Origin of the sequence: Streptomyces sp. NPDC001222, assembly GCF_042896945.1 — a bacterium.
GTDB classification, from domain to species: domain Bacteria; phylum Actinomycetota; class Actinomycetes; order Streptomycetales; family Streptomycetaceae; genus Streptomyces; species Streptomyces gibsoniae.
The window spans coordinates 150,791-174,635 of record NZ_JBIAXT010000017.1; the positions used below are offsets into that span (position 1 = coordinate 150,791).

Below are 23,845 nucleotides of genomic sequence, written 5' to 3' on the forward strand. Positions count from 1 at the left end.
CAGTGGCTGCCCGGCTTGCGCTGCTTTACGCCGCCTGAGCGTGGCTTGCGGCGCCTGTGGCCGAATCCGCCCCCGATTCCCGTAGAGAAGGACGATCGACGATCTGTGAAGATTCCCGACGAACGAAAAATTCCGGCCAACCGCCCCGGATGCCCGGTCCGTTGTCCTCCTGCACCGCATGCCGGTTCCGGGGACCAAATTCCCCGTAATGGCGGGACAACTCCCCATGGCCTGTTCACTGTCCATGGGTGGTGCGCCCGGTCGACCCTTCGAGATACCTGTGTGTCGGTAGTAGGCTCACGCCGTTTGTTGACGCACACGTGTACCCCCGGCCGGAGGGGGTCGAGCTGGGGGAGGCCATGCGCTTTCGCGGGAAGTCCATCCGCCGGAAGATCGTGGCGTTCCTTCTCGTGCCGCTCCTGTCCCTGACCGCCATCTGGGCTTTTGCGACCGTGCTCACCGGCCGTGCGGCCCAGTCCGTGTTCCACGCCTCGTACATCGTCGAAAAGGTCGGCTACCCCACCGAGGACACCGTGCGCCTCCTTCAGGAGGAACGCCGCCAGACCCTGGTCTACCTCGCGGATCCGCGCGCCTCCGACGCCCTCGCCACGCTCCACCGCAGCCGCGCCGCCACCGACGAGGTCGTCGCGAAGCTCCGTCGCAACAGCAAGGACGAGGGCCTGCACGAGGAGATGGGGCCGGGCACCACCAACCGCCTCACCTCGATCTTCGACGCCCTGGAAGGCATGAAGTCGCTGCGACGCAGCGTCGAGGAAGGCACCGTCAAGCGCACCCAGGCCTTCGACCTCTACAACCGTCTGATCGACCCCTGCTTCACGCTCCTGGCCAACCTTCAGCTCCTCGACAACGTCGACATGGACAAACAAGGCCGTGCGCTCGCCGGCGTCTCGCGCGCCCGCGAACTGCTCTCCCGCGAGGATGCCCTCCTCGGCTCCGCGCTCGTCGGAGGACGGATCACCCGCGACGACATCCACCAGGTCTCCGGCCTCGTCGCGCAGCGCACCGTGATGTACGACGTCAGCCTCGCCCTGTTGCCGGCCTCGGAGAGTGACCGCTTCCGGCGCTACTGGAGCAACGCCGACACCGCACCCCTGCGCATGGCCGAGCAGTCCGTCGTCGACGCCGCGCCCGGCACCCCGCACGGCGTCACCGCGAAGAGCTGGGACGAGGCCGCGGGGCCGGTCCTCGACCGGCTCGACTCGATGGGCAGGCAGGCCGATGACCGCTACCACGGCCGGGTCCGCCCCCTGGCCGTCGACGTCATCGTCAAAGCGGCCGTCGCGGGCCTTCTGGGCCTCGTCGCCCTGCTGGTCTCCCTGATCATGTCCGTACGCATCGGCCGCGGCCTCATCCGCGATCTGCGCCGGCTGCGTCTGGACGCCCACGAGGCGTCCGGGGTGCGGCTGCCCAGCGTGATGCGCCGTCTCTCGGTGGGCGAACAGGTCGACATCGAGACCGAGGTGCCGCGCCTGGAGTACGACCAGAACGAGATCGGCGAGGTCGGCCAGGCCCTCAACACCCTCCAGCGCGCCGCCGTCGAGGCCGCCGTCAAACAGGCCGAGCTGCGCGCCGGGGTCTCCGAGGTCTTCGTCAACCTCGCCCGCCGCAGCCAGGTCCTGCTGCACAAGCAGCTCACCCTCCTCGACACCATGGAACGCAGGACCGAGGACACCGAGGAACTCGCCGACCTCTTCCGGCTCGACCACCTCACCACCCGTATGCGCCGCCACGCCGAGGGCCTGGTCATCCTCTCCGGCGCCGCCGCTTCCCGGCAGTGGCGCAAACCGGTGCAGCTCATGGACGTGGTGCGCGCCGCCGTCGCCGAGGTCGAGGACTACGAGCGCATCGAGGTACGACGGCTGCCCCGCGTCGCCGTCACCGGCCCCGCGGTCGCCGACCTCACCCACCTGGTCGCCGAACTCCTGGAGAACGCCACGGTGTTCTCGCCGCCCCACACCGCCGTGCAGGTCATCGGCGAACGCGTGGCCAACGGCTTCACCCTGGAGATCCACGACCGCGGTCTGGGCATGGGGGCCGAGGCGCTCCTGGACGCCAACCTCCGACTCGCCGAGACTCCCGAGTTCGAGCTGTCCGACACCGACCGGCTCGGCCTCTTCGTGGTCAGCAGACTCGCCCGGCGCCAGAACGCGCGCGTCTCCCTCCAGCCCTCCCCCTACGGCGGGACCACGGCCGTCGTCCTCATCCCCGACGCGCTGCTCACCGACGACGCCCCGGACACCCACGGAATCGGCTTCCGTCTCGACCGCCCGCTGCCCGACACGAAGGAGACCGGGGCCGAGGAGCACACGCCGGGGCTCTCCGCCATGCCCGTCCAGCTTCCGGGCATCCCGGCGTCGATCCTGGACGGTCCGGTGGAGCTGGAGGCCCCCGTCGGCCTGGACGCGATCGACGACTTCCCCGGCGCCCTCGGCGACGAGGACAGCGAACGCGGAGGCCTCTTCCACCCCCGCCGCTCGCTCGCCGACGCTCCGGGAGCCCATCGCCCCTCCGCACGCGACTCCCGGCGCGAGCCGGCCCGACCCGTCGACACCGACCACCCGGGCGGCCCCGTTCCGTTGCCACGTCACCACGCCCCCAAGCTCGTCAGCTCGCACGGCCGTCCGGTGACGGGATCCGGGCCACGACGCGGGCGGGTCGACGCCGAGGAGGAGCCGCTGGAACGGCGGGTGACGGATCTGCAGGAGGCCAGACGGCCGTCCGGTCGCCCGACGGAACCCACGGGCGGCGCCCCACGTTCACACGGGGAACGGTCCGAGGTCCCCGCCCTGCCGCAGCGGCGTCGCACCCGGCCCCCGGCAGGACCGGAGGGGACCGTCCCGCAGCGGCACACGGAGGAGGGACCGGCAGAATCGGGCCCGGGCGTCCTGCCCCGCCGGATTCGACAGGCCAACCTGGCACCGCAGTTGAAGGAAGGCCCCGACCGGCTCGCCGAACGGGACCGGTCCCGCACCGCGAACGGGGCAGGCCCGGCCGAGCGCGACGCCGACGAGGTCCGCAGCCGGTTCGCCTCGCTCCAGCGAGGCTGGCAGCGCGGCCGCGAGGAGAACGCCGGGGGCGACGAGGCCCATGACGGCTCAGCACGAGGAACGACAAAGGGAGACGGTCGATGACCGCACCGAAGGCCGCAGGGCCCACCGCGACGAACAAGGCGTCGGGGGAGCTTAACTGGCTTCTCGACGACCTGGTGGAGCGCGTCGCCAGCATCCGCAAGGCGCTCGTGCTCTCCAGCGACGGCCTGCCGACGGGGGTCTCCACAGAGCTGAGCCGTGAGGATGGCGAGCACCTCGCCGCGGTCGCCTCCGGATTCCACAGCCTCGCCAAGGGGGTCGGACGGCACTTCGACGCCGGTGGCGTCCGGCAGACCATCGTGGAACTCGACGAGGCGTTCCTGTTCGTCACGGCCGCCGGTGACGGCAGTTGCCTCGCCGTCCTGTCGGACGCGGATTCCGACGTCGGGCAGGTGGCCTACGAGATGACCCTCCTGGTCAAGCGCGTCGGCGCACATCTCGCCTCCACTCCGCGCACCGATCTGCCCTCGGGCGGGTAGTGAGATGGTATGAGCGGAGACGGTCAGGGAAGCAGCCACTGGTTCGACGACGAGGCCGGGCCGGTGGTCCGTCCGTACGCCGTGACGCGCGGCCGCACCAGCCATGGCGTCCAGCACCGCCTCGATCTGATCGCGGTGGTCGTCACTCACCCGCATGTGGACCACCCCGAGGCGGACTCGTCGCTGTCCCCGGAACACGTGGACATCGTCGAGCTGTGCCGTGACACCCCCCAGTCGGTCGCCGAACTCGCCGCCGAACTCGATCTGCCCGTCGGAGTGGTCCGCGTTCTCGTGGGAGACCTCGTGGACGAGGAACTGGTGCATGTGTCCCGTCCTGTGCCCCCCGCCGAGCTGGTGGACGAGAGCATCCTGCGCGATGTGATCAACGGCCTGCGTGCCTTGTGAACCCTCGATGTCCGCGCCGCCCAGGAAAGGGCGCGGACACCCGGAAGCTGGAGGCGTCCGGTCCCGGGAGGACCGGCGAGAAGGTGCTGTCCGGGCGCGGGAGGAGCCGGCAGCGGGAGCGGTCTGGGCCAGACAGAGTCCGGTTGCTCGAGTGCGCGCCGGTGCGGCCTCCCGCGCGTGAACCGGCGGCGGCGGGCACCGCCGGTTATGATCTGCTCGATCGTCGACCACTGGCTGCGGCGAGCCGATCATCCTCCCGCGGACCCGGTTCCGAGCAGCGCGATCGGAGACACGGACGTGACCACGGGCTGGCAGTTCTGGGTCGACCGCGGCGGCACCTTCACCGATGTCGTCGCGCGCCGCCCGGACGGCCACCTGCTCACCCACAAGCTGCTGTCGGACAACCCCCACCACTACGCCGACGCGGCCGTCGCGGGCGTGCGTGAACTCCTCGACCACGACGGATCGATCGACGGGGTCCGGATGGGCACGACCGTCGCCACGAACGCCCTCCTGGAACGCAAGGGCGAACGCACCCTCCTCGTCGTCACCCGCGGCTTCCGGGACGCCCTGCGCATCGCCTACCAGAACCGCCCGAGCATCTTCGCCCGCGCGATCGAGCTCCCGGAGCCGCTCTACGAGCGGGTCGTCGAGGTCGACGAACGCATCGCCGCCGACGGCACCGTCCTGCGCGCCCCCGATCTGGAGGCCCTCGCCGGAGCGCTCCGGGAGGCGTACGACGACGGGATCCGCGCCGTCGCCGTGGTCTGTATGCACAGCCATCTGCACCCGGCGCACGAGCGGGCCGTCGGGGAGCTGGCCGTCCGGACGGGCTTTCCGCAGATCTCGCTCTCGAGCGAGGTCAGTCCCCTGATGAAACTGGTCCCGCGCGGTGACACGGCCGTCGTCGACGCCTACCTCTCGCCCGTCCTGCGGCGCTATGTCCAGCACATCGCCGACGAACTCGAAGGCGTGCGGCTGATGTTCATGCAGTCCAACGGGGGACTGGCGGAGGCCGGACAGTTCCGCGGCAAGGACGCCATCCTCTCCGGGCCTGCGGGCGGCATCGTCGGCATGGCTCGGATGTCGCAGCTCGCCGGCTTCGACCGCGTCATCGGCTTCGACATGGGAGGCACGTCCACCGACGTCTCCCACTTCGCCGGTGAGTACGAGCGGGTCTTCACCACGCAGATCGGGGGCGTCCGGTTGCGCGCACCGATGCTCGACATCCACACGGTCGCGGCCGGCGGCGGCTCGATCCTCCACTTCGACGGCTCCCGCTACCGCGTAGGGCCGGACTCGGCCGGCGCGGCCCCGGGGCCGGCCTGCTATCGAGGCGGCGGCCCGCTCACCGTCACGGACGCCAACGTCATGCTCGGCCGGATCCAGCCCACCCACTTCCCCCGGGTGTTCGGCCCCGACGGAGACCAGCCGCTGGACGACGCACTGGTCCGCGAGCGGTTCGCCGCCCTCGCCCAGGAGATCCGCGAGCGGACCGGAGACGACCGCACCCGCGAGCAGGTCGCCGAGGGCTACCTCCAGATCGCGGTCGCCAACATCGCCAACGCCGTCAAGCGGATCTCGGTCCAGAAGGGCCACGACGTCACCCGCTACGCGCTCACCACCTTCGGCGGAGCCGGCGGCCAGCACGCGTGCAAGGTCGCGGACTCCCTGGGCATCCGCACCGTCCTCGTACCCCCCATGGCCGGTGTCCTCTCCGCGCTCGGCATCGGGCTCGCCGACACCACGGCCATGCGCGAGCAGTCCGTCGAGGCGTCCCTGGAACCCGCCTCGATGCCCCGGGTCCGCGAGACCGCCGACGAACTGGAGGCCGCCGCCCGGGCCGAACTCCTCGCGGAGGACGTGCCCGAGGACGGCATCCGTGTCGCCCGCCGGGCCCAGCTGCGCTACGACGGCACGGACACCACCCTCACCGTCGAGCTGACCGGGCCGGACACGATGAAGCGCGCCTTCGAAGATCGTCATCGCGCCACATACTCCTTCACGCTCGACCGTCCGATCGTCGTCGAAGCCCTCTCCGTGGAAGCCACCGGCATCACTCAACCCCCCGATCTGTCGGCCCTCGCCCCGTACGAAGGCCGTACCGCCGCCCCCGAGACCGTCCGTCTCCACACGGGCGGTGCCTGGCGCGACGTACCTCTGCACCGCCGGGAGCATCTGCCTCCCGGCCAGACCGTCACCGGCCCCGCGATCATCACGGAGACCAGCGCCACGACCGTCGTCGACGGTGGCTGGCGGGCCGTGGCGACCGACGACGGGCATCTGGTCATGGAACGCCTGGCGATCACGGAGAGTTCCGATCTCGACACAAAAGTCGATCCCGTCCTGCTCGAGGTGTTCAACAACCTCTTCATGTCCATCGCCGAACAGATGGGTGCCCGACTGGAGTCCACGGCCCAGTCCGTCAACATCAAGGAACGCCTGGACTTCTCCTGCGCCCTCTTCGACCCTGACGGCAATCTGGTCGCCAACGCCCCCCACATCCCCGTCCACCTGGGCTCCATGGGCACCAGCGTCAAAGAGGTCATCCGCCGGCGCGCCGGCGCCATGCGCCCCGGGGACACCTACGCCGTCAACGACCCGTACCACGGCGGCACGCATCTGCCCGACGTCACCGTCATCACCCCGGTCTTCGACACGGAGGGTGAGCGCATCCTGTTCCATGTCGCATCCCGCGGCCACCACGCGGAGATCGGCGGCATCGCCCCCGGCTCCATGCCCGCGCACAGCCGCACCATCGAGCAGGAGGGCGTCCTCTTCGACAACTGGCTGCTCGCCGAGAACGGCCGTTTCCGTGAGGAGGAGACCCTCGGGCTCCTGACCGAGGCACCCCACCCCTCACGCAACCCCAAGACCAACCTCGCCGACCTGCGCGCCCAGATCGCCGCCAACCGCAAGGGCGTGGACGAAGTCGGCCGCATGATCGAGAACTTCGGCCTGGACGTCGTCCAGGCGTACATGAAGCACGTCCAGGACAATGCCGAGGAAGCGGTCCGCCGCGTCATCGACGCCCTGGACGACGGCGAGTGCGCCTACGAGACGGACTCCGGAGCGGTCATTCGCGTCCGTGTGCGCGTACACCGCGACAGCCGCTCCGCGACCATCGACTTCACGGGTACGTCCCCCCAGCTCACCACCAACTTCAACGCGCCCTTCTCGGTCGTCAACGCCGCGGTCCTGTACGTCTTCCGCACCCTGGTCGCCGACGACATCCCGTTGAACGACGGCTGTCTGCGCCCCCTCGACATCGTCGTACCGCCCGGGTCCATGCTCGCGCCCGAACCCCCGGCCGCCGTGGTCGCCGGAAACGTCGAGACCTCACAGTCCCTCACCGGCGCGCTCTATGCGGCGCTCGGTGTACAGGCGGAGGGCTCCGGCACCATGAACAACGTCACCTTCGGCAATGACCGGTACCAGTACTACGAGACAGTGGCCTCCGGCTCCGGCGCGGGCGACGGCTTTCCCGGCGCATCCGTCGTCCAAACCCACATGACCAACTCGCGACTGACCGATCCCGAGATCCTCGAATGGCGACTGCCCGTCCTGCTGGACGAGTTCGCGGTACGGTACGGCAGTGGCGGCGCCGGCCGCTGGTGTGGCGGGGACGGAGCAGTCCGCCGGATCCGCTTCCAGGAACCCATGACCGTCTCCACGCTCTCCCAGCACCGCAGAGTTCCTCCCTACGGCATGGCGGGCGGCGGGCCGGGCGCGCTCGGAGCCAACCGCGTGGAGCGCGCGGACGGAACGGTGCTGCATCTTGAGGGCAGTGATTCGGCAGACGTGGGCCCCGGCGACGTACTCGTGGTCGAGACCCCCGGCGGCGGAGGCTACGGACCGATGCCGACCGACCCCCATCAAGCAGGAGAAGAGAACGATGATCTTGGGGCGCAGTGAGCGCGGCAAGCCTCCCGTAGAGCCCGTCACGCTCAAGATCCTCGTGGCCGGTGGCTTCGGCGTGGGCAAGACCACCCTCGTCGGCGCGGTCAGCGAGATCAGGCCGCTGCGCACCGAGGAGGTGCTCACCGAGGCCGGTCGCCCGGTCGACGACACCAGCGGCGTGGAGACCAAGCACACCACTACCGTCGCGATGGACTTCGGCCGCATCACCCTCCGCGAGGACCTGGCGCTCTACCTCTTCGGCACACCGGGCCAGGACCGCTTCTGGTTCCTGTGGGACGAACTGGCCACGGGAGCCCTGGGAGCTGTCGTCCTCGCCGACACCCGGCGCCTGGAGGACTGCTTCGCCGCCGTCGACTACTTCGAGCGCCGCTCCATACCGTTCGTCGTCGGCGTCAACTGCTTCGAGGGCGCGCCCCGTTACCCGGCCGAGGACGTCCGGCGGGCCCTCGACCTCGACGACGGTGTGCCGGTCGTTCTCTGTGACGCGCGCGAGCGCGAGTCGGTGAAGGAGGTCCTCGTCGAGGTCGTACGGCACGCCATGGCGTACTCGGCCGGCCGGCGCGCCGGCGTCACCGCCTGAGCCCCCGTACCGGCCGTCCGCAGGCCCGTACCCCGCCGACCGGGGCACAGACCGGGGACGTCCACGCGTGCGTGGGGCGCACCTGAGAAGCACGCACGCGTGGCGGGCGTTCTCAGCCCACGCCGTCCTCGTGCCAGCCGAAGCTCCTCTCCACGGCCTTGCGCCAGTTGTCGTACTCACGGTCGCGCACCGAGGACTCCATGGCGGGTGTCCACTCCACGTCCTGCTGCCAGTGCGACTTCAGTTCGTCGAGGTCGTGCCACACCCCGGTCGCCAGCCCGGCCGCGTACGCCGCGCCCAGACAGGTCGTCTCGGAGACCTTCGGACGGATCACGGGCACGCCGAGCACATCCGCCTGGTGCTGCATCAGCAGCTGGTTCTTCGTCATGCCGCCGTCGACCTTGAGGGTGGTGATCTGGACGCCGGAGTCCTGGAACATGGCGTCCACGACCTCCCGCGTCTGCCAGCTCGTGGCCTCCAGCACCGCCCGCGCCAGGTGTGCCTTCGTGACGTAGCGCGTCAGGCCGGTGACCACGCCGCGCGCGTCGGAGCGCCAGTACGGCGCGAACAGGCCGGAGAAGGCCGGCACGATGTACGCGCCGCCGTTGTCCTCGACGCTCGCCGCCAGCGTCTCTATCTCGTCCGCGCCGCGGATGAGGCCGAGCTGGTCGCGGAACCACTGCACCAGGGCGCCCGTGATCGCGATGGAGCCCTCCAGGCAGTAGACCGGCGCCTCGTCGCCGATCTTGTACCCCATGGTCGTGAGCAGGCCGTTCTTCGACGGCACCGGCCGGTTGCCGGTGTTGAGCAGCAGGAAGCTGCCCGTGCCGTAGGTGTTCTTCGCCGTGCCCACGTCGTAGCAGGCCTGTCCGAACACGGCCGCCTGCTGGTCGCCCAGCGCCGAGGCCACGGGCACACCGGCCAACTGGCCCACGGCGGTTCCGTACACCTCGGAGGAGGACCTGATCTCCGGCAGTACGGCCTCGGGGATGTTCATGGCGGACAGGAGCACGGGGTCCCACTGGAGCGTCTCCAGGTTCATCAGCATCGTGCGCCCCGCGTTGGTGACGTCGGTGACGTGCCGCCCGCCGTCCGTGCCCCCGGTCAGGTTCCAGATCAGCCAGGAGTCGATGGTGCCGAAGGCGATCTCGCCGCTCTCGGCCCGGGCCCTGAGGCCGGGCACGTTGTCGAGCAACCAGGCCGCCTTGGGGCCGGAGAAGTAGCTCGCGAGGGGCAGACCGGTCTGCTCGCGGAAACGATCCTGCCCGTCGGATCCCCCGAGTTCGTTGCACAGTGCGGCCGTCCGGGTGTCCTGCCAGACGATCGCGTTGTGCACGGGCTTGCCCGTGGCGCGGTCCCACAGCACCGTCGTCTCACGCTGGTTGGTGATGCCGAGCGCGCTGAGCTGGTCGGCGCGCAGTCCCGCCTTCGCGATCGCGCCCGCGACCACGGCCTGCACCTTGGACCAGATCTCCGTGGCGTCGTGCTCCACCCAGCCGGGCTTGGGGAAGATCTGGCGGTGCTCGCGCTGGTCGACGGCGATGATCGCGCCGTCCTGGTCGAAGACGATGCAGCGGCTGGACGTGGTGCCCTGGTCGATCGCGGCGACGTACTTCCGAGCGGTGTCCGTCATGACGTCCCCTTCGTCAAAGGGTCAGAAGGCTGCTTTGTACACAAGGGCCGCGAGCGCCCCGCCGATCAGCGGACCCACCACCGGTATCCAGGCGTAACCCCAGTCGGAGGAACCCTTGTTGGGGATCGGCAGCACGGAGTGGGTGAGGCGCGGGCCGAGGTCGCGGGCCGGGTTGATCGCATAGCCGGTCGGCCCGCCGAGAGAGAGGCCGATGCCGACGACGAGCAGGGAGACGAGCAGGATGCCGATACCCGAGCCGTACGCGGTCGTGCCGGGTATCGGGCCGATGCCGGTGCCGAGGTTCTTGCCGAAGAACAGGATCGGCAGCACCAGCCCCATGGTCGCGATGATCTCGGTGATCAGGTTGGCGGCCGGATTGCGGATCTCGGGAGCCGTGGAGAAGATCCCGAGCGTGGGCAGCGCCTTGTCCTCCTCGGCGTTGGCCTGGAACTGGGCGAAGTAGAGCAGCCAGGTCAGCACGGCGCCGAGGATCGCGCCCGCCATCTGACCCAGCAGGTAGTACGGCACGTCGCCCCATCGGGTGATGCCGGCGATGGCGAGACCGAGGGTCACCGCCGGGTTGAGGTGTCCGCCCGACTTCGGGGCGGCGGTGTAGGCGCCGGCCAGCACGCCGAAGCCCCAGCCGAAGGCGATGACGACCCAGCCCGCGCCCTGGGCCTTGGAGTGGTTGAGCGTGACGGCGGCGCAGACACCCGCGCCGAACAGGATGAGGATCGCTGTTCCGATCAACTCGCCGAAGATGATGCTTCCATGGGTCATGGCGGCTCCTGGGCCCTCGCCCGGGGCGGTCCCGCCCCGAGTCCGTCCTCCGTGCAGGGTGCGTGTCCCTTGGCGACTTCAGCCGAAGGCAGGGCGGGTCCCGCGCCCAGCCCGGCGTCAGCGACGAGCGTGCCTGTGCAGCGGAATCGCCCGGTGGGGGACGGCCCATGCGGAGGCGGGGCCTCAGGGGCGCATCACATGAATACGCCTGAAAACGGCGATGCCGACTGACATCCGGAAGTGTTCACCGGCACCCACAGAGCGTCAAGGTCGGTGACGGCAACGGTTGCGGCCGACCCTCACGGACCGGCGTCCCAAGGCGTCCTGAGGCCGCCACCGGGCCGGGGACCACCGGACCGGTCGGCACGCGTCGCGGACCGCCGGGCCGGGGTGAGGGTCAGCCCCAGGCCGGTTGGCCGGCCTCGGCCCGGGCCCCCGATGAACCGCGGCGTATCTCATGACCCGACAGACCGGCCCGGCCCAGCACCCAACTGGCGCCGCTCAGCGCCTTGGCGGCCTGCTTGAGCGGTGCGAGGCAGGCGGCCGCCTGGCGGTGGTCGGTGACACTGCCGGGCGGGCACAGCACCGTGGCCAGTGAGAGGGTGACGGCACGTCCGCCGGCCGACCACGGCGCGTCCAGCATCGACTCGGCCAGCGGATCGAGGCCCTCCGGATCCGCGAGCACCAGGAAGTCGTCGCCGCCGATGTGCCCCACGCGTGTGCTCCCGGACGCGGCGCCCTGCAACGCCTGCCCCACCGCACGGATCAGCTCGTCCCCGGCGGCGAACCCCGCCCCGTCGTTGACCTGTTTGAAGTGGTCGACGTCGAGCCAGCTCAGCGCGAACATCCGCCCGTCTGCGATGCGCCGGTCCACCTCGCCGGTGATCGCGTCCGAACCGGGCAGCCGAGTCAGCGGATTGAGCCCCGCCGCCTCCTCGACCTGGCTCTCGGCCAGCGCACGTACAAGATCAGCGAGCCGGACGACCCCCACGCACCGCCCGTGGTGGTCGACCACCGCGACGTCGTCCGAGGTGCGGTCCCGTTCTCCGTCCGCCACCACGTCGAGCACCTCCCACGCCGTGGCGTCGACCCCGACCGCACGCGGCGGGTCGCCGAGCTTCGCCGCGGGCCGGTCGGCGTACAGCGCATGCCCGTAACGTCCCGACATCGACAGCAGGAAGCGCGAACGGTGCACCGAACGGAGCGGCACCCCGGCCGGGTCGACCAGCAGCACCCCGGACACGTCGGGGGAGCCGGTGAGCAGCGCCCGCACCTGTCCGGCCGAGGCCGTCGCCGGCAGCAGCGCGGCCGGTCGCAGAAACTGCCGCACCGATGGCCCGGTGCGCTGCGTGGACGGCACCGCGCTGGACAGCGTCGGAAGGTATACGTCCGCAACGGGGAGCCGGGACGGGGGCGCGAAGAGTTCCCCCTGAGCCAACTGGGCCCCGGCCGTCACCACGGCCGCGTACTGCCGCTCGGTCTCCACCCCCTCGATCGACAGCAGCGCGCCCAGTTCCTCGCACAGCGTGTGCATGGCCCGCACCACGGCCGGCCGTGTCACCAGGGACACGTCGAGTTTCATCAGGTCCGGTGCCAGGTCCGAGAGCACCCTCAGCGGTACGTCACCGTCGCCGATTCCGTCCGCGCAGATCCGGAAGCCCTCCCCGCGCAGTACGGCGACGGCCTCCAGCAGCGCCCGGTGCGGCACATGCGTGTAGGGCGGTCCGACGTCGACCGTCACCTCCCAGGGCAGCCGCCCCGCCTCGCGCACGGCATCCCGCAGTGCGGCGAGGCCCCCGAGGTCGGCGAGGGTCCCGGCGAACACGTTGACGTGCAGGGGCAGCAGCGCTTCCATCCGCGCCGCAGCTCGGATCGCCAACGCGGCCAGGTTTCCGTCGAGTTCGGGGTCCCGGCGGGCCTGAGCCAGGACGTCGCCGGTCTCCGGGCGTGCGAGGATCTCCAGCGCGGTGACCCCTCCCGTCGTCAGATTGACCACCGGCTGGAAGGCGAAGCGGAGAGTATCCGTCCAGGAGGGCACGGGAGCATGATGGCGCCGCCGGCGCGTCCGGAGGCCCAGTTCATGACCTGTTCACACAGGATTCCCAGGTGGTCACGGAGCGTGTGAATAGCCGCAAACGGCCTTCGCATATGTGCGAGGCGTCGGCGGAACGATTCTGCGGGCCACCAGGCCTGCCGCTCGCCCGCCGGGGCACGGAGGTCCCATGCATTGGCGAGCCGACACGCGGTGATCTGCCGGTGGGGATCACCTCACAGCGATCACCGCGGAGCCATGCCCGAACAGGCCTTGATTCGCACTGATCCCGACCCGGGCTCCCGCCACCTGCCGGTCACCCGTGTCTCCCCGCAACTGCCAGGTCAATTCGCACACCTGGGCGATCGCCTGTGCCGGCACCGCCTCCCCGAAAGACGCCAGGCCGCCGCTGACGTTGACGGGTATGCGTCCGCCGAGCGTCGTCGCGCCTTCACGCAGCAGCTTCGCCGCCTCGCCCTCCGCGCACAGCCCCAGATCCTCGTACCACTGCAACTCCAGGGCCGTGGACAGGTCGTAGACCTCGGCGAGGGAGAGGTCCTCCGGCCCGATGCCCGCCTCCTCGTAGGCCGTGCGCGCGATCGAGGCGCGGAACGTCTCGCCGGGCGGTTCCATCGCCACGGCCGAGTCCGTCGCGATGTCCGGCAGATCCAGCACGATGTTGGGAAAGCGTGGTGTCACCGTGGACACCGCCCGGATGCGCACCGGCCCCGGCGCACCTTGCCGGTGTGCGAACTCCATGCTCGACAGCACGAGTGCCGCGCCGCCGTCCGAGGTCGCACAGATGTCGAGCAGCCGCAGTGGGTCGGCGACGACGGCCGAGGCGGCGACCTCGTCGAGGGTGACCCGCTTGCGGTAGCGGGCGTACGGATTGAGCGCACCCACCGCCGCGTTCTTCACCTTGACCTGGGCGAAGTCGTCGACCGTGTCCCCGTGGAGCACCATGCGGCGGCGTGCGTACAGCCCGAAGTACGTCGGATTCGTCGCCCCCAGGACCCGGAACCTCAGCCAATCGGGATCGTCGGGCCGGTCGCCGCCCGCCGGCCGGAAGAAACCCTTGGGTGCCGACTCCGCACCGACCACCAGCACCACGTCCGCGAGCCCCGCAAGGATCTGGGCCCGCGCCGCGTTGACGGCCTGAGCCCCTGACGCGCAGGCCGCGTACACGGTCGTGGCCCGAGCACCCTGCCAGCCCAGGGCCTTGGCGAACGTCGCCCCCGCCACATGACCCGGATAGCCGCCCCGTACCGTGGCGGCACCCACGATCGAGCCGACGTCCGGCCAGTCGATCCCCGCGTCGGCGAGCGCCGCACGCGCCGCCACCGTCCCGTACTCGACGAAGCTCCGCCCCCATTTGCCCCAGGGGTGCAGACCCGCACCGAGCACCGCCACATCGTCCGTCATGCCGCCACCCCCGTCGGCCGCCAGTGCCAGGTCGTCCAGGTCGTCCCCGCGTCCTCGTAGAGCACGCCGGGTACGACCCGCATCTCCATGCCCACCGCCAGATCGGCGACGGTCACTCCCGGAACGGCTTGCCCGAGCACCACGATCCGCTCTGCTTCCAGTTCCACCGCGACCAACGCGTAGGGCTCCCACGGAAGTTCCACATTCGTCACATAGGGTGACGGAGGCCGATAGCGGGCGTCGGTGTACGACCAGATCCGCCCGATTCCCGAGAGGGGCACTGCGAGCAGGTCGCCGCCCGCGCAGCCGGGATTCCGGCACAGGACGTCCTCGCGCGGAAAGTACACCGAGCCGCACGCGGCGCAGCGCGTGCCGACGAGGCGGAAGTCTTCCTCGTCGCCGGCGAACCATCCGGGCACCACAGGCGTGAGTTCACGTGGCATGGCGCCTCCCGGCAAATTTCTGACGATACGTCAGAAATGCAGTGTGCCACGGGCTCCCGGAATCCGGGAGGCGTCGCGAAGAACCGCCGCCCTGCCAGGGCAGACGCCCTCCGTGTCATCGGATACAGTCCGCCCGTGTCCGAATCCCCGTTCCCATCCGCCGACTCCGTGCCCGGCTCCCACTGCTCGAGCTGCGGGGCGCCCTACGGAGAGGGCATCTCCGGCTGGCCCCGTACCTGCACCGCCTGTGACACGGTGGCCTACCGCAATCCGCTGCCCGTCGCGGTGGCTCTCCAGCCCGTGTACGACGCCCAAGGCACCGCCCTGATCGTCATCACCCGGACCATCCCTCCCGCCCGCGGCGGCGTCGCGTTGCCCGGCGGGTTCATCGACCACCGCGAGGACTGGCGGCATGCGGTCGTCCGCGAGCTCAAAGAGGAGACCGGCATCGACGCGGCGGGCCGCGACGTGCGGCTCGTCGACGCGATGAGCTCACCCGACGGCCATCTGCTGCTCTTCGGACTCCTGCCCGAGCGACCGGCAGCCGACCTGCCGCCGTCCGTCGGCACGGACGAGACGACGGGCTGGCACCTTCTGCGCCGGCCGGCCCAACTCGCCTTTCCGCTGCACACACTCGCCGTGCAGGGCTGGTTCGAGGGCCGCTACATGTGAGCCGACGACGGGACGGCACCCGAGCCGTCCCGCCCCCCGTCCCCACCCGGAGGCGCCTACGCGCGCGTCCCGCCCCGCGTCACCCGCGGCCGAGTCCCCGCACGCGTACCGGATACACGGGCTCGGTCCGGCCTTCCCGGCCGTCCCGCCGCACCACGAGCCGACGGCCCTTCCAGCGCGTCACATAGCGTTCGGCCTCCGGTTCGTCCCAGCCGTCGCCCGGGTCCGGCACCACCAACCCGCCCCCGGACCTTCCGCGCGCCGGCGCCCAGACCTCGAGCTCCACACCACCGTCCTCACCGCGCACGGGCAGCACGGCACCGGCGCGTGCGAACACCGGGATCCGCGCCTTGGAGACATCGACCACCACCGGGCCCGGCCCCTGATACGCCTCCTCCGTCGCCGTCTCGTACCAGCGCCCCCGCGGCAGCAGCACCGTCCGCCGCTCAGCGCCGGGATCCAGCACCGGCGCCACCAGGAGACTGTCGCCGAGGAGGAAGGCGTCCTCGCAGTCCCGCAGCGCCCGGTCCTCGGGCGCGCCCCACCACAGCGGCCGGACATAGGGCGCCCCCGTGCGGCGGGCCAGATGGGCCAGCGTGACGAAGTACGGCAGCAGACGGCGCCGTTCGGCGAGCGCCACGCGCGCGTGCCCCAGGACGTCGTCACCGAACTCCCAGGGTTCGCGGCGCCCGGCCCGGATGCTCGCATGCGTACGGAACAGCGGCAGGTACGAGGCCAGCTGGAACCAGCGCAGATACAGCTCGGGCGACGGGCTTCCGTCGAAGCCGCCCACGTCCGGCCCCGAGTACGGCACTCCGCACAGGCCGAGTCCCAGCACCAGGGACAGCGAGGCGCGCAGCCCGGCCCACCCCGTGGCCACGTCCCCGGACCAGGTCCCCCCGTAGCGCTGCATCCCCACCCAGCCCGAGCGCGAGAACACGAAGGGTCTCTCCTCGGGAGTCAGATCCCGCAGGCCCTCGTACCCGGCCCGGGCCATGCACAGCGCATACACGTTGTGCGCCTCCCGGTGGTCGCCCCCACGGCCCTCCAGCGCGTGCCGGGCCGAGCGGGGCAGGGTTTTCTCCCCGAAGGCCGTGAACGACACCGGCTCGTTCATGTCGAGCCACAGACCCGCGAAGCCCTGCGCGCGACGCTCCTCCAGGAGCCGGCCCCACCACTGCCGTACGCGCCCGTGCGTGAAGTCCGGGTAGACCACCTCCCCGGGCCACACCACCCCTTCGACCACCCGGCCCGAGGCGTCCCGCACGAACGCGTCCTCGGCGTTCCCGCTGTCGAACACCGGCTCGCCGGGCTCGGCCCGGACCGCCGGGTCCACGATCGAGACCAGGCGGACGCCGCGCCGGATCAGCTCCTCGGCGAGCAGCGGCAGCTCCGGGAAGCGTTCCCGGTCGACCGTGAACACCCGGTGGGCGTCGTAGTGATCGATGTCCAGATGGACGGCATCGAGCGGGAGGTCGTGCTCCTGATAACCCGTGACGATCCGCCGCACCTCCTGCTCACTGCCGAAGCCCCACCGTGCGTGATGGTGCCCCAAGGCCCACGTGGGCGGCACGGCCGGCGCCCCGGTCAGCGACGCCCAGACGAGCAGTACGCGCGCGGGGGCGCCCACCATCACCCAGCAGCGCAGCGGCCCGCCGTCCATCCGCACCTCGCAGGTGCCCGCCCGGTCGTGCCCGGAACCCGCGCCCTCCTCGCCCTCGCGCAGGGTCACCGTGCCGTCCCACGACGTGTCGAGGAACATGAGGTGAGTACCTGCGTCGGCGACCACCATCTGCACCGGCATGGTGATGTACAGCGGGTCGTCGCCGGGCCCGAAGGGCCGGCCCGGGTCCGTGTTCCACAACCGGTACCTCCCGTCCCGCAACCGCGGGCCCGCAGCCCGTCCGCCCAACCCGAAGAACCGGGCGTCCGCGGCCACCTCGGACCGCTGCATCCAGCGCGCAGCGCCTCCCTCCGCGGGCTCCCACCAGCGGGGCGGCAGATCCCGGCGCAGGGTCACCCCGCCCGGAGTGCGCACCTCGATCGCGCCGTGCCGCGAGACCACGACCGTGACACGCTCCGCCACGACCCGCCAGCCGCCGTCCTTGTCAGGCTCCAGCAGGGCCCGCGGGTCCGGCTCCGGACAGCGGCCCGCCAGCGCGTACGACGGCTCCGGCTCCGCCCCGTCCCAGCCCCAGAACACCGCCCCGTTCACGGCGACCGTGATCCGCAGCTCGGTCCGGGCGAACCGCACGACACCACCACCGGGACCGGGCTCCGCACTCTGCACGAGACCCGGCACCCGCGCCCGCTCCGCTCCTCGTCGCGGCAACCCGGTGGCGTCGGTACGCCTCCTGCGCCACGCGGCCCGTACGGTGCGAAGGCCCTGCACCGCACCCCCCGAACCGACCGCCTTCACCGAACGCACCAGGTCACGACCGTCCATACTCCTCACCCTGTCATCGATGTCCCCATATGGGGGCGCCGTTCAACTGTCGTTCACCCGTGCTAGGAGCACAGCTTCACGATGCCAACTATGTGGGGCACACCCTGGTGCAGAAGTCGATCACATGGCATCGTCCGTGTCAGCCGCGTAACGCGCACAACCCAGCACGTGCGCGACTCACGCACACGACGCGTACAGTCCGGGAGCCGCCCCATGACCTCAGCGAACCCCACGCCGCTCTGGCGGCCCGACGCCGACCGCATCGCCCGGGCCCAGATCACCAGGTTCCAGGCCTGGGCGGCCGAACACCACGGTGCCCCCTCCGAGGGCGGCTACACGGCCCTGCACCGCTGGTCGGTGGACGAGCCGGGCACCTTCTGGAAGGCCGTCACGGAGTGGTTCGACGTACGGTTCTCCACCCCGTACGCGCGCGTGCTCGGCGACCGCTCCATGCCGGGCGCCGAATGGTTCCCCGGGGCGACACTCAACTACGCCGAACACGCCCTCCGCGCCGCGGCCACCCGCGCCGACGAACCGGCCCTCCTCGCGATCGACGAGACCCATGAGCTCCGCCCGGTCACCTGGTCCGAGCTGCGGCGCCAGGTCGGCTCGCTGGCTGCTGAACTGCGCGCCCTCGGCGTACGCCCGGGAGACCGCGTCAGCGGGTACCTCCCCAACATCCCGCAGGCCGTCGTCGCCCTCCTCGCCACGGCCGCCGTCGGCGGGGTGTGGACCTCCTGCGCGCCTGACTTCGGCGCGCGCAGCGTCCTGGACCGCTTCCAGCAGGTCGAACCAGTCGTCCTGTTCGCCGTCGACGGCTACCGCTACGGCGGTAAGGAACACGACCGCCGCGAGATCCTCGCCGAGCTGCGCCGTGAACTGCCCACCCTGCGCGCCGTCGTCCACATCCCCCTGCTCGGCTCCGAGGCCCCCGAAGGTGCCCTGGACTGGTCGGCCCTGACCTCGGCGGACACCGAGCCCGTCTTCGAGCAGGTGCCGTTCGACCACCCGTTGTGGGTGCTGTACTCCTCGGGCACGACCGGCCTGCCCAAGGCCATCGTCCAGTCCCAGGGCGGCATCCTGGTCGAGCACCTCAAGCAGCTGGGCCTGCACTGCGACCTCGGCCCCGAGGACCGCTTCTTCTGGTACACGTCCACCGGCTGGATGATGTGGAACTTCCTCGTCTCCGGTCTTCTGACGGGCACCACGATCGTCCTCTACGACGGCAGCCCCGGCCATCCCGACACGGGCGCCCAGTGGCGCGTCGCCGAACGCACCGGAGCCACCCTCTTCGGGACCTCCGCGGCCTACGTCATGGCCTGCCGCAAGGCGGGTGTGCGCCCGGCGCGCGACTATGACCTCTCCCGGGTGCAGTGCGTGGCCACCACTGGTTCCCCGCTGCCGCCGGACGGCTTCAGCTGGCTGCACGACGAGGTCCGTGACGATCTGTGGATCGCCTCCGTCAGCGGCGGCACCGACGTGTGCTCCTGCTTCGCCGGAGCCGTACCGACCCTCCCGGTGTACATCGGCGAACTCCAGGCCCCCGGCCTCGGCACCGACCTGCAGTCCTGGGACCCCGACGGCAACCCGGTCATCGACGAGGTCGGCGAACTGGTCGTCACGAAGCCCATGCCCTCCATGCCGATCCGATTCTGGAACGACCCCGACGGCAGCCGCTACCGCGAGAGCTACTTCGACACGTATCCGGGAGTCTGGCGCCACGGCGACTGGATCACGCTCACCTCCCGCGGCTCCGTGATCATCCACGGCCGGTCGGACTCCACGCTCAACCGTCAGGGCGTGCGCATGGGCTCCGCCGACATCTACGAGGCCGTCGAGCGCCTGCCGGAGATCAAGGAGTCCCTGGTCATCGGCGTCGAGCGGCCCGACGGGGGCTACTGGATGCCCCTCTTCGTGCATCTGACCCCCGGAGCCGTCCTGGACGACCCGTTGCTGGACCGCATCAAGCGGACCATCCGCGAACAGCTCTCGCCGCGCCACATCCCCGACGAGATCATCGAGGTCCCAGGCGTTCCGCACACCCTCACGGGCAAGCGGATCGAGGTCCCGGTCAAGCGTCTGATGCAGGGGACCCCGCTGGACAAGGCCGTCAATCCCGGCTCGATCGACGACCTCGACCTGCTCCGCTTCTACGAGGACCTGGCCCGCAAACGCGCCTGACGCACCTCGCCGCACGCACTGCGCCCAGGCCGCGGTGCGGCGCCGCCCGTCGCCCGCCGGTCACCGCGACCGGCGGGCGTTGTCAGTGGCGCTCATTACTGTGTGTGATGGCAGATCGACTGTTAGTAGGGGGAGTCATGACACACACCGAGCACCGGACCATGCGACGTGTTCTGCGCCGCGAGATCGCCGGCACCATCGGCCTGCTGACCGACGAAGACGACTTCGTCGCGATGCGGCGCTACCGCACCTTCACCTTCGACGACCACGCGACCTATCTCCAGCAGGTGGAAGGCCTGCTCAGGACCCTTGCCGCCCAGGGCAGCCACACTACGGTCGCCCTCTTCGACCCGGAGGAGTACGCGGAGTTCTGCGCGGACAGCGGCCTGGAACCCGACGCCCCGTCCAGCCGCACCCGCTTCACGGCGGAACTCGCCGCCACCGGAGCGGCCGTCCCGTACGAGGGCCAGTCGCTGGACGAGCTGGTCCCGGACCTTGTCGACGAAGCCGTCCGCCAGGCCACCTGGCAGTACGCCAGGACCGTGCTGGCCCACCTCGGGGTCTGCGCCTCCTGCGGGGAGGACATCGGACACGCCGCTTTCGCCCATGCCTCGCGACTCCTCACCCGCATCCTCGACACCGCGAGCCCGGGCCACCGCCACCTCGTCTGCAGTGTGTCGGCACAGCCCGAAACCCTGGTCGCGGTGCTCCACTCGGACGAGGACCCCGACGGCACAAATCGCATCGACGAGACGGAGGCCCTCGAATTCACCACCGTCCTGGCCCTGGGCATCGCCACCCACGCGGCCGGCGGACTCGTCATGCGCACCACCGCACCCGACGGGACGGACCGCGTCTACGGCTGGCGCCTGCGTGGTGAGCGGCTGGAACCGCTCACCGCCGGAGAGGTCTTCGACGCCTACTGCACCGACGTCGAGTCCGGCGACCTGGTCGCGCCCGAATCGGGCGTCGACTACAGCACCCCACCCGACCTGGGCGACGATCCACCCATGACCGGACACCCTCATTGAGGACCTGAACGGGCGAAGGGCGCCCCACCCACAGGTGGAGCGCCCCGGCCACACGAAGATCGACGCTTTGACGCGCCCCGGCTACTCGCCGGACAGCACCGCCTGAGCCGCCTTGCGCGCGTCGTCGGCAGTGTCGGCCGCACGCGCGGCCGCCGCGGCACGCTCGCACTGCGCCAGCGTGTACTTCGCCAGCGTGGCCCGTACATACGGAATCGACGCCGCACCCATCGACAAGGAGGTGACACCCAGGCCGGTCAGCACGCACGCCAGCAGCGGGTCCGAGGCGGCCTCGCCGCACACACCACAGCTCTTGCCCTCGGCCTTGGCCGCCTCGGCGGACAGCGCGACCAGGTCGAGCAGCGCGGGCTGCCACGGGTCCTGCAGACGCGAGACCGCACCCACCTGCCGGTCCGCGGCGAACGTGTACTGCGCGAGGTCGTTCGTCCCGAGGGACAGGAACTCGACCTCCTGCAGAATCGAGCGCGCCCGCAGCGCGGCCGAAGGAATCTCCACCATCGCGCCGAACTTCGCCTGCAGCCCCGCCTCACGGCACGCGTCGGCGAACGCCTTCGCGTCGGTGCGATCGGCGACCATCGGCGCCATGACCTCGAGATAGACCGGCAGCCCCTCGGCAGCCTTCGCGAGGGCGGTCAGCTGCGTGCGCAGCACCTCCGGGTGGTCCAGCAGCGTCCGCAGACCCCGCACGCCCAGCGCCGGGTTCGGCTCGTCGGCCGGAGTCAGGAAGTCCAGCGGCTTGTCCGCACCGGCATCGAGCACACGCACGACCACACGGCCCTCGGGGAAGGCCTCCAGAACCTGCCGGTAGGACTCGACCTGCTTCTCCTCGGACGGTGCGTTCTTGCTGTCGTCCAGGAACAGGAACTCCGTGCGGAACAGACCGACACCCTCGGCACCGGCCTCGACGGCGGCCGGCACGTCCGCGGGACCGCCGACGTTCGCGAGCAGGGGCACCTTGTGCCCGTCCGCGGTGGCTCCCGGTCCGCTGGAGGCCGCAAGGGCGGCCTTCCGCGCGGCGGCCGCCGCGCGGAGCTGAGCCTTCTTCTCGTCGCTCGGGTTCACGAAGATGTCGCCGGTGCTGCCGTCGACGGCGATCATCGTGCCCTCGCCCAGCTCGCCCGCACCCGGCAGCGCCACAACGGCGGGGACGCCCAGAGCGCGCGCCAGGATTGCACTGTGGCTGGTCGGCCCGCCTTCCTCGGTGACGAAGCCGAGCACCAGGGCCGGATCCAGCAGCGCCGTATCGGCAGGCGCAAGGTCACGGGCGACGAGGACGTACGGCTCGTCGCTGTCCGGGACACCCGGCATGGGAACCCCGAGAAGACGGGCGACGATACGGTTCCGCACGTCGTCCAGGTCGGCCACGCGCCCGGCAAGGTACTCCCCGGCGCCGGCCAGCAGCTCCCGGTACGCGGCGAACGCGTCGTACACGGCGCGCTCCGCGGTGCTGCCCACGGCTATACGACGGTCCACGTCCGCCATCAGCTCGGGGTCCTGGGCCATCAGGGCCTGGGCCTCCAGCACGGCCTGTGCTTCGCCACCGGCCAGATTGCCGCGCGCGGTCAGGTCGGCTGCCACGGCTTCGACGGCCTGGCGTGCGCGCCCCTGCTCGCGCTCCGCTTCCTCGGCGGGGATCTGCTTCGCCGGCGGTTCCAGCACCGCCGTTCCCATGTGCCGGACCTCGCCGATCGCCACACCGTGGCTCACACCGACGCCTCGCAGCGTTGTCTCCATCTCACCCGTCTCCGAATCGTGCGGCTTCCCCGCCACCGCGATGGTTGTCTGTCGTGCCGTTCACCACGGCAGGGGCCTCACTGCCAGGCGAAGAGCTGGTCGCCCGCCTTCACATCGCCGTCCTCACGGAGGCCGGAGAGGGCGTCGGCCGTGGCTTCCAGAGCCACGATGGGGCACACCGGGGACTTGCCGGCCTGCTCCACGGCGGCCGGGTTCCAGCGCACGATGGCCTGACCACGGGCGACGGTGTCGCCCTTGTTGACCAGCAGCTCGAAACCCTCGCCGTTCAGTTGCACGGTGTCGATGCCCAGGTGGGTCAGCACGCCGTGTCCCTCTCCGTCGACCACGACGAAGGCGTGGGGATGGAGCGAGACGATGATCCCGTCCACGGGGGAGACGGCCTCCACGGGCTCACGCACGGGGTCGATCGCCATGCCGGGCCCGACCATCGCTCCGGCGAAGACGGGGTCGGGCACTGCGGCAAGTCCGATCGCATGCCCAGCAAGAGGGGACGTCACGGTGGTCATGGGAAGCCTCCCAGGGGTGGAGATCTGGATGGGACGTCACTGCCTGTCCCGGACGGCGCACTGGGCAGCAGCGTATGTCATATGAAGTGACGGTTCCGCATGAGACGTAGGGGGTGACGGACCGCGGGACGCGGCCCGGTTGATTTGCACCGCGGCGTGGGTGCGTGTACAGTCGTATCCCTGCCTGGGGGCGGGTGACGCGACCACGCGTCGCTGCCCGGCAGCACCCAACTTGTCAGATCCTATCTCGGGATCCTTTCTGCATGTCTGCAGAACGGCGGTCAGAGAGACGGAAAAACACTGATAGAGTTTGGAAAGCCGGAAAGGGAAACGCGAGAGCGGGAACCTGGAAAGCGCCGAGGAAATCGGGTCGAGAAAAGATCTGATAGAGTCGGGAACACCGAAGGGAAGCGCCCGGAGGAAAGCCTGAG

The 23,845-nt window shown here is 70.8% G+C and carries 16 protein-coding genes; 8 read left to right on the top strand and 8 right to left on the bottom strand.

Features of this window, described 5'->3' with window-relative positions; genetic code table 11:
• Positions 1-359 precede the first annotated feature (359 nt).
• The 5 genes from ACFY2Z_RS23210 (at position 360) to ACFY2Z_RS23230 (ending at position 8,495) form a co-directional block, all read left to right on the top strand.
• Complete coding sequence (locus tag ACFY2Z_RS23210) at positions 360-3,152, top strand: nitrate- and nitrite sensing domain-containing protein (RefSeq protein WP_390745996.1); 2,793 nt, start codon at positions 360-362, stop codon at positions 3,150-3,152.
• Entirely contained in the window at positions 3,149-3,589 is a 441-nt protein-coding gene (locus ACFY2Z_RS23215; protein ID WP_390745997.1) for a roadblock/LC7 domain-containing protein, read from the top strand. Before ACFY2Z_RS23210 ends, ACFY2Z_RS23215 begins: the two co-directional genes overlap by 4 nt.
• A gap of 9 nt (positions 3,590-3,598) precedes the next feature.
• Complete coding sequence (locus ACFY2Z_RS23220) at positions 3,599-3,994, top strand: DUF742 domain-containing protein (RefSeq protein WP_390745998.1); 396 nt, start codon at positions 3,599-3,601, stop codon at positions 3,992-3,994.
• Between the two features lie 297 nt (positions 3,995-4,291).
• Positions 4,292-7,909, top strand: a complete 3,618-nt coding sequence (locus ACFY2Z_RS23225; protein ID WP_390745999.1) for a hydantoinase B/oxoprolinase family protein — start codon at positions 4,292-4,294, stop codon at positions 7,907-7,909.
• The gene (locus tag ACFY2Z_RS23230) at positions 7,890-8,495 is read left to right on the top strand and encodes an ATP/GTP-binding protein (RefSeq protein WP_390746000.1); all 606 of its coding nucleotides are present in this window, start codon (positions 7,890-7,892) and stop codon (positions 8,493-8,495) included. The genes ACFY2Z_RS23225 and ACFY2Z_RS23230 overlap by 20 nt, the downstream gene beginning before the upstream one ends.
• A 112-nt stretch (positions 8,496-8,607) precedes the next feature.
• Here ACFY2Z_RS23230 and glpK read toward each other — a convergent pair whose 3' ends face one another.
• The 5 genes from glpK to ACFY2Z_RS23255 all read right to left on the bottom strand — a co-directional run bounded on the left by glpK (position 8,608) and on the right by ACFY2Z_RS23255 (position 14,784).
• Entirely contained in the window at positions 8,608-10,128 is a 1,521-nt protein-coding gene (glpK, locus tag ACFY2Z_RS23235) for a glycerol kinase GlpK (RefSeq protein ID WP_390746001.1), read from the bottom strand.
• A 21-nt stretch (positions 10,129-10,149) separates the two neighbouring features.
• Positions 10,150-10,908: an MIP/aquaporin family protein gene (locus ACFY2Z_RS23240; RefSeq protein WP_390746002.1), complete on the bottom strand. Its 759-nt coding sequence runs from the start codon at positions 10,906-10,908 to the stop codon at positions 10,150-10,152.
• Between the two features lie 397 nt (positions 10,909-11,305).
• Positions 11,306-12,946: an EAL domain-containing protein gene (locus tag ACFY2Z_RS23245; protein WP_390746003.1), complete on the bottom strand. Its 1,641-nt coding sequence runs from the start codon at positions 12,944-12,946 to the stop codon at positions 11,306-11,308.
• A 225-nt stretch (positions 12,947-13,171) separates the two neighbouring features.
• Positions 13,172-14,362 (bottom strand): lipid-transfer protein, encoded by a 1,191-nt coding sequence (locus ACFY2Z_RS23250; RefSeq protein WP_390746004.1) that lies wholly within the window; start codon positions 14,360-14,362, stop codon positions 13,172-13,174.
• Positions 14,359-14,784 carry a Zn-ribbon domain-containing OB-fold protein gene (locus tag ACFY2Z_RS23255; protein WP_390746017.1) on the bottom strand — a complete coding sequence of 142 codons (426 nt, stop codon included), beginning with the start codon at positions 14,782-14,784 and terminating at the stop codon, positions 14,359-14,361. The genes ACFY2Z_RS23250 and ACFY2Z_RS23255 overlap by 4 nt, the downstream gene beginning before the upstream one ends.
• Positions 14,785-14,940: 156 nt before the next feature.
• Here ACFY2Z_RS23255 and ACFY2Z_RS23260 point away from each other — a divergent pair, with 156 nt between their 5' ends.
• Positions 14,941-15,477: an NUDIX domain-containing protein gene (locus ACFY2Z_RS23260; RefSeq protein ID WP_390746005.1), complete on the top strand. Its 537-nt coding sequence runs from the start codon at positions 14,941-14,943 to the stop codon at positions 15,475-15,477.
• Between the two features lie 79 nt (positions 15,478-15,556).
• On the opposite strand, the gene ACFY2Z_RS23265 is transcribed toward ACFY2Z_RS23260, so the two are convergent.
• Positions 15,557-17,923, bottom strand: a complete 2,367-nt coding sequence (locus ACFY2Z_RS23265; protein ID WP_390746006.1) for a TIM-barrel domain-containing protein — start codon at positions 17,921-17,923, stop codon at positions 15,557-15,559.
• 213 nt (positions 17,924-18,136) lie between these two features.
• On the opposite strand from ACFY2Z_RS23265, the gene ACFY2Z_RS23270 reads away from it, so the two are divergent.
• Positions 18,137-20,104 (top strand): acetoacetate--CoA ligase, encoded by a 1,968-nt coding sequence (locus ACFY2Z_RS23270; protein WP_390746007.1) that lies wholly within the window; start codon positions 18,137-18,139, stop codon positions 20,102-20,104.
• 137 nt (positions 20,105-20,241) lie between these two features.
• Positions 20,242-21,135 carry a hypothetical protein gene (locus ACFY2Z_RS23275; protein ID WP_390746008.1) on the top strand — a complete coding sequence of 298 codons (894 nt, stop codon included), beginning with the start codon at positions 20,242-20,244 and terminating at the stop codon, positions 21,133-21,135.
• An 81-nt stretch (positions 21,136-21,216) separates the two neighbouring features.
• Here the strand turns inward: ACFY2Z_RS23275 and ptsP are convergent, their stop codons facing one another.
• Together ptsP and ACFY2Z_RS23285 are read right to left on the bottom strand one after the other, a co-directional pair.
• Complete coding sequence (gene ptsP / locus ACFY2Z_RS23280) at positions 21,217-22,887, bottom strand: phosphoenolpyruvate--protein phosphotransferase (protein WP_390746009.1); 1,671 nt, start codon at positions 22,885-22,887, stop codon at positions 21,217-21,219.
• A gap of 77 nt (positions 22,888-22,964) precedes the next feature.
• Positions 22,965-23,414: a PTS glucose transporter subunit IIA gene (locus tag ACFY2Z_RS23285; protein WP_390746010.1), complete on the bottom strand. Its 450-nt coding sequence runs from the start codon at positions 23,412-23,414 to the stop codon at positions 22,965-22,967.
• Between the last annotated feature and the right edge of the window lie 431 nt (positions 23,415-23,845).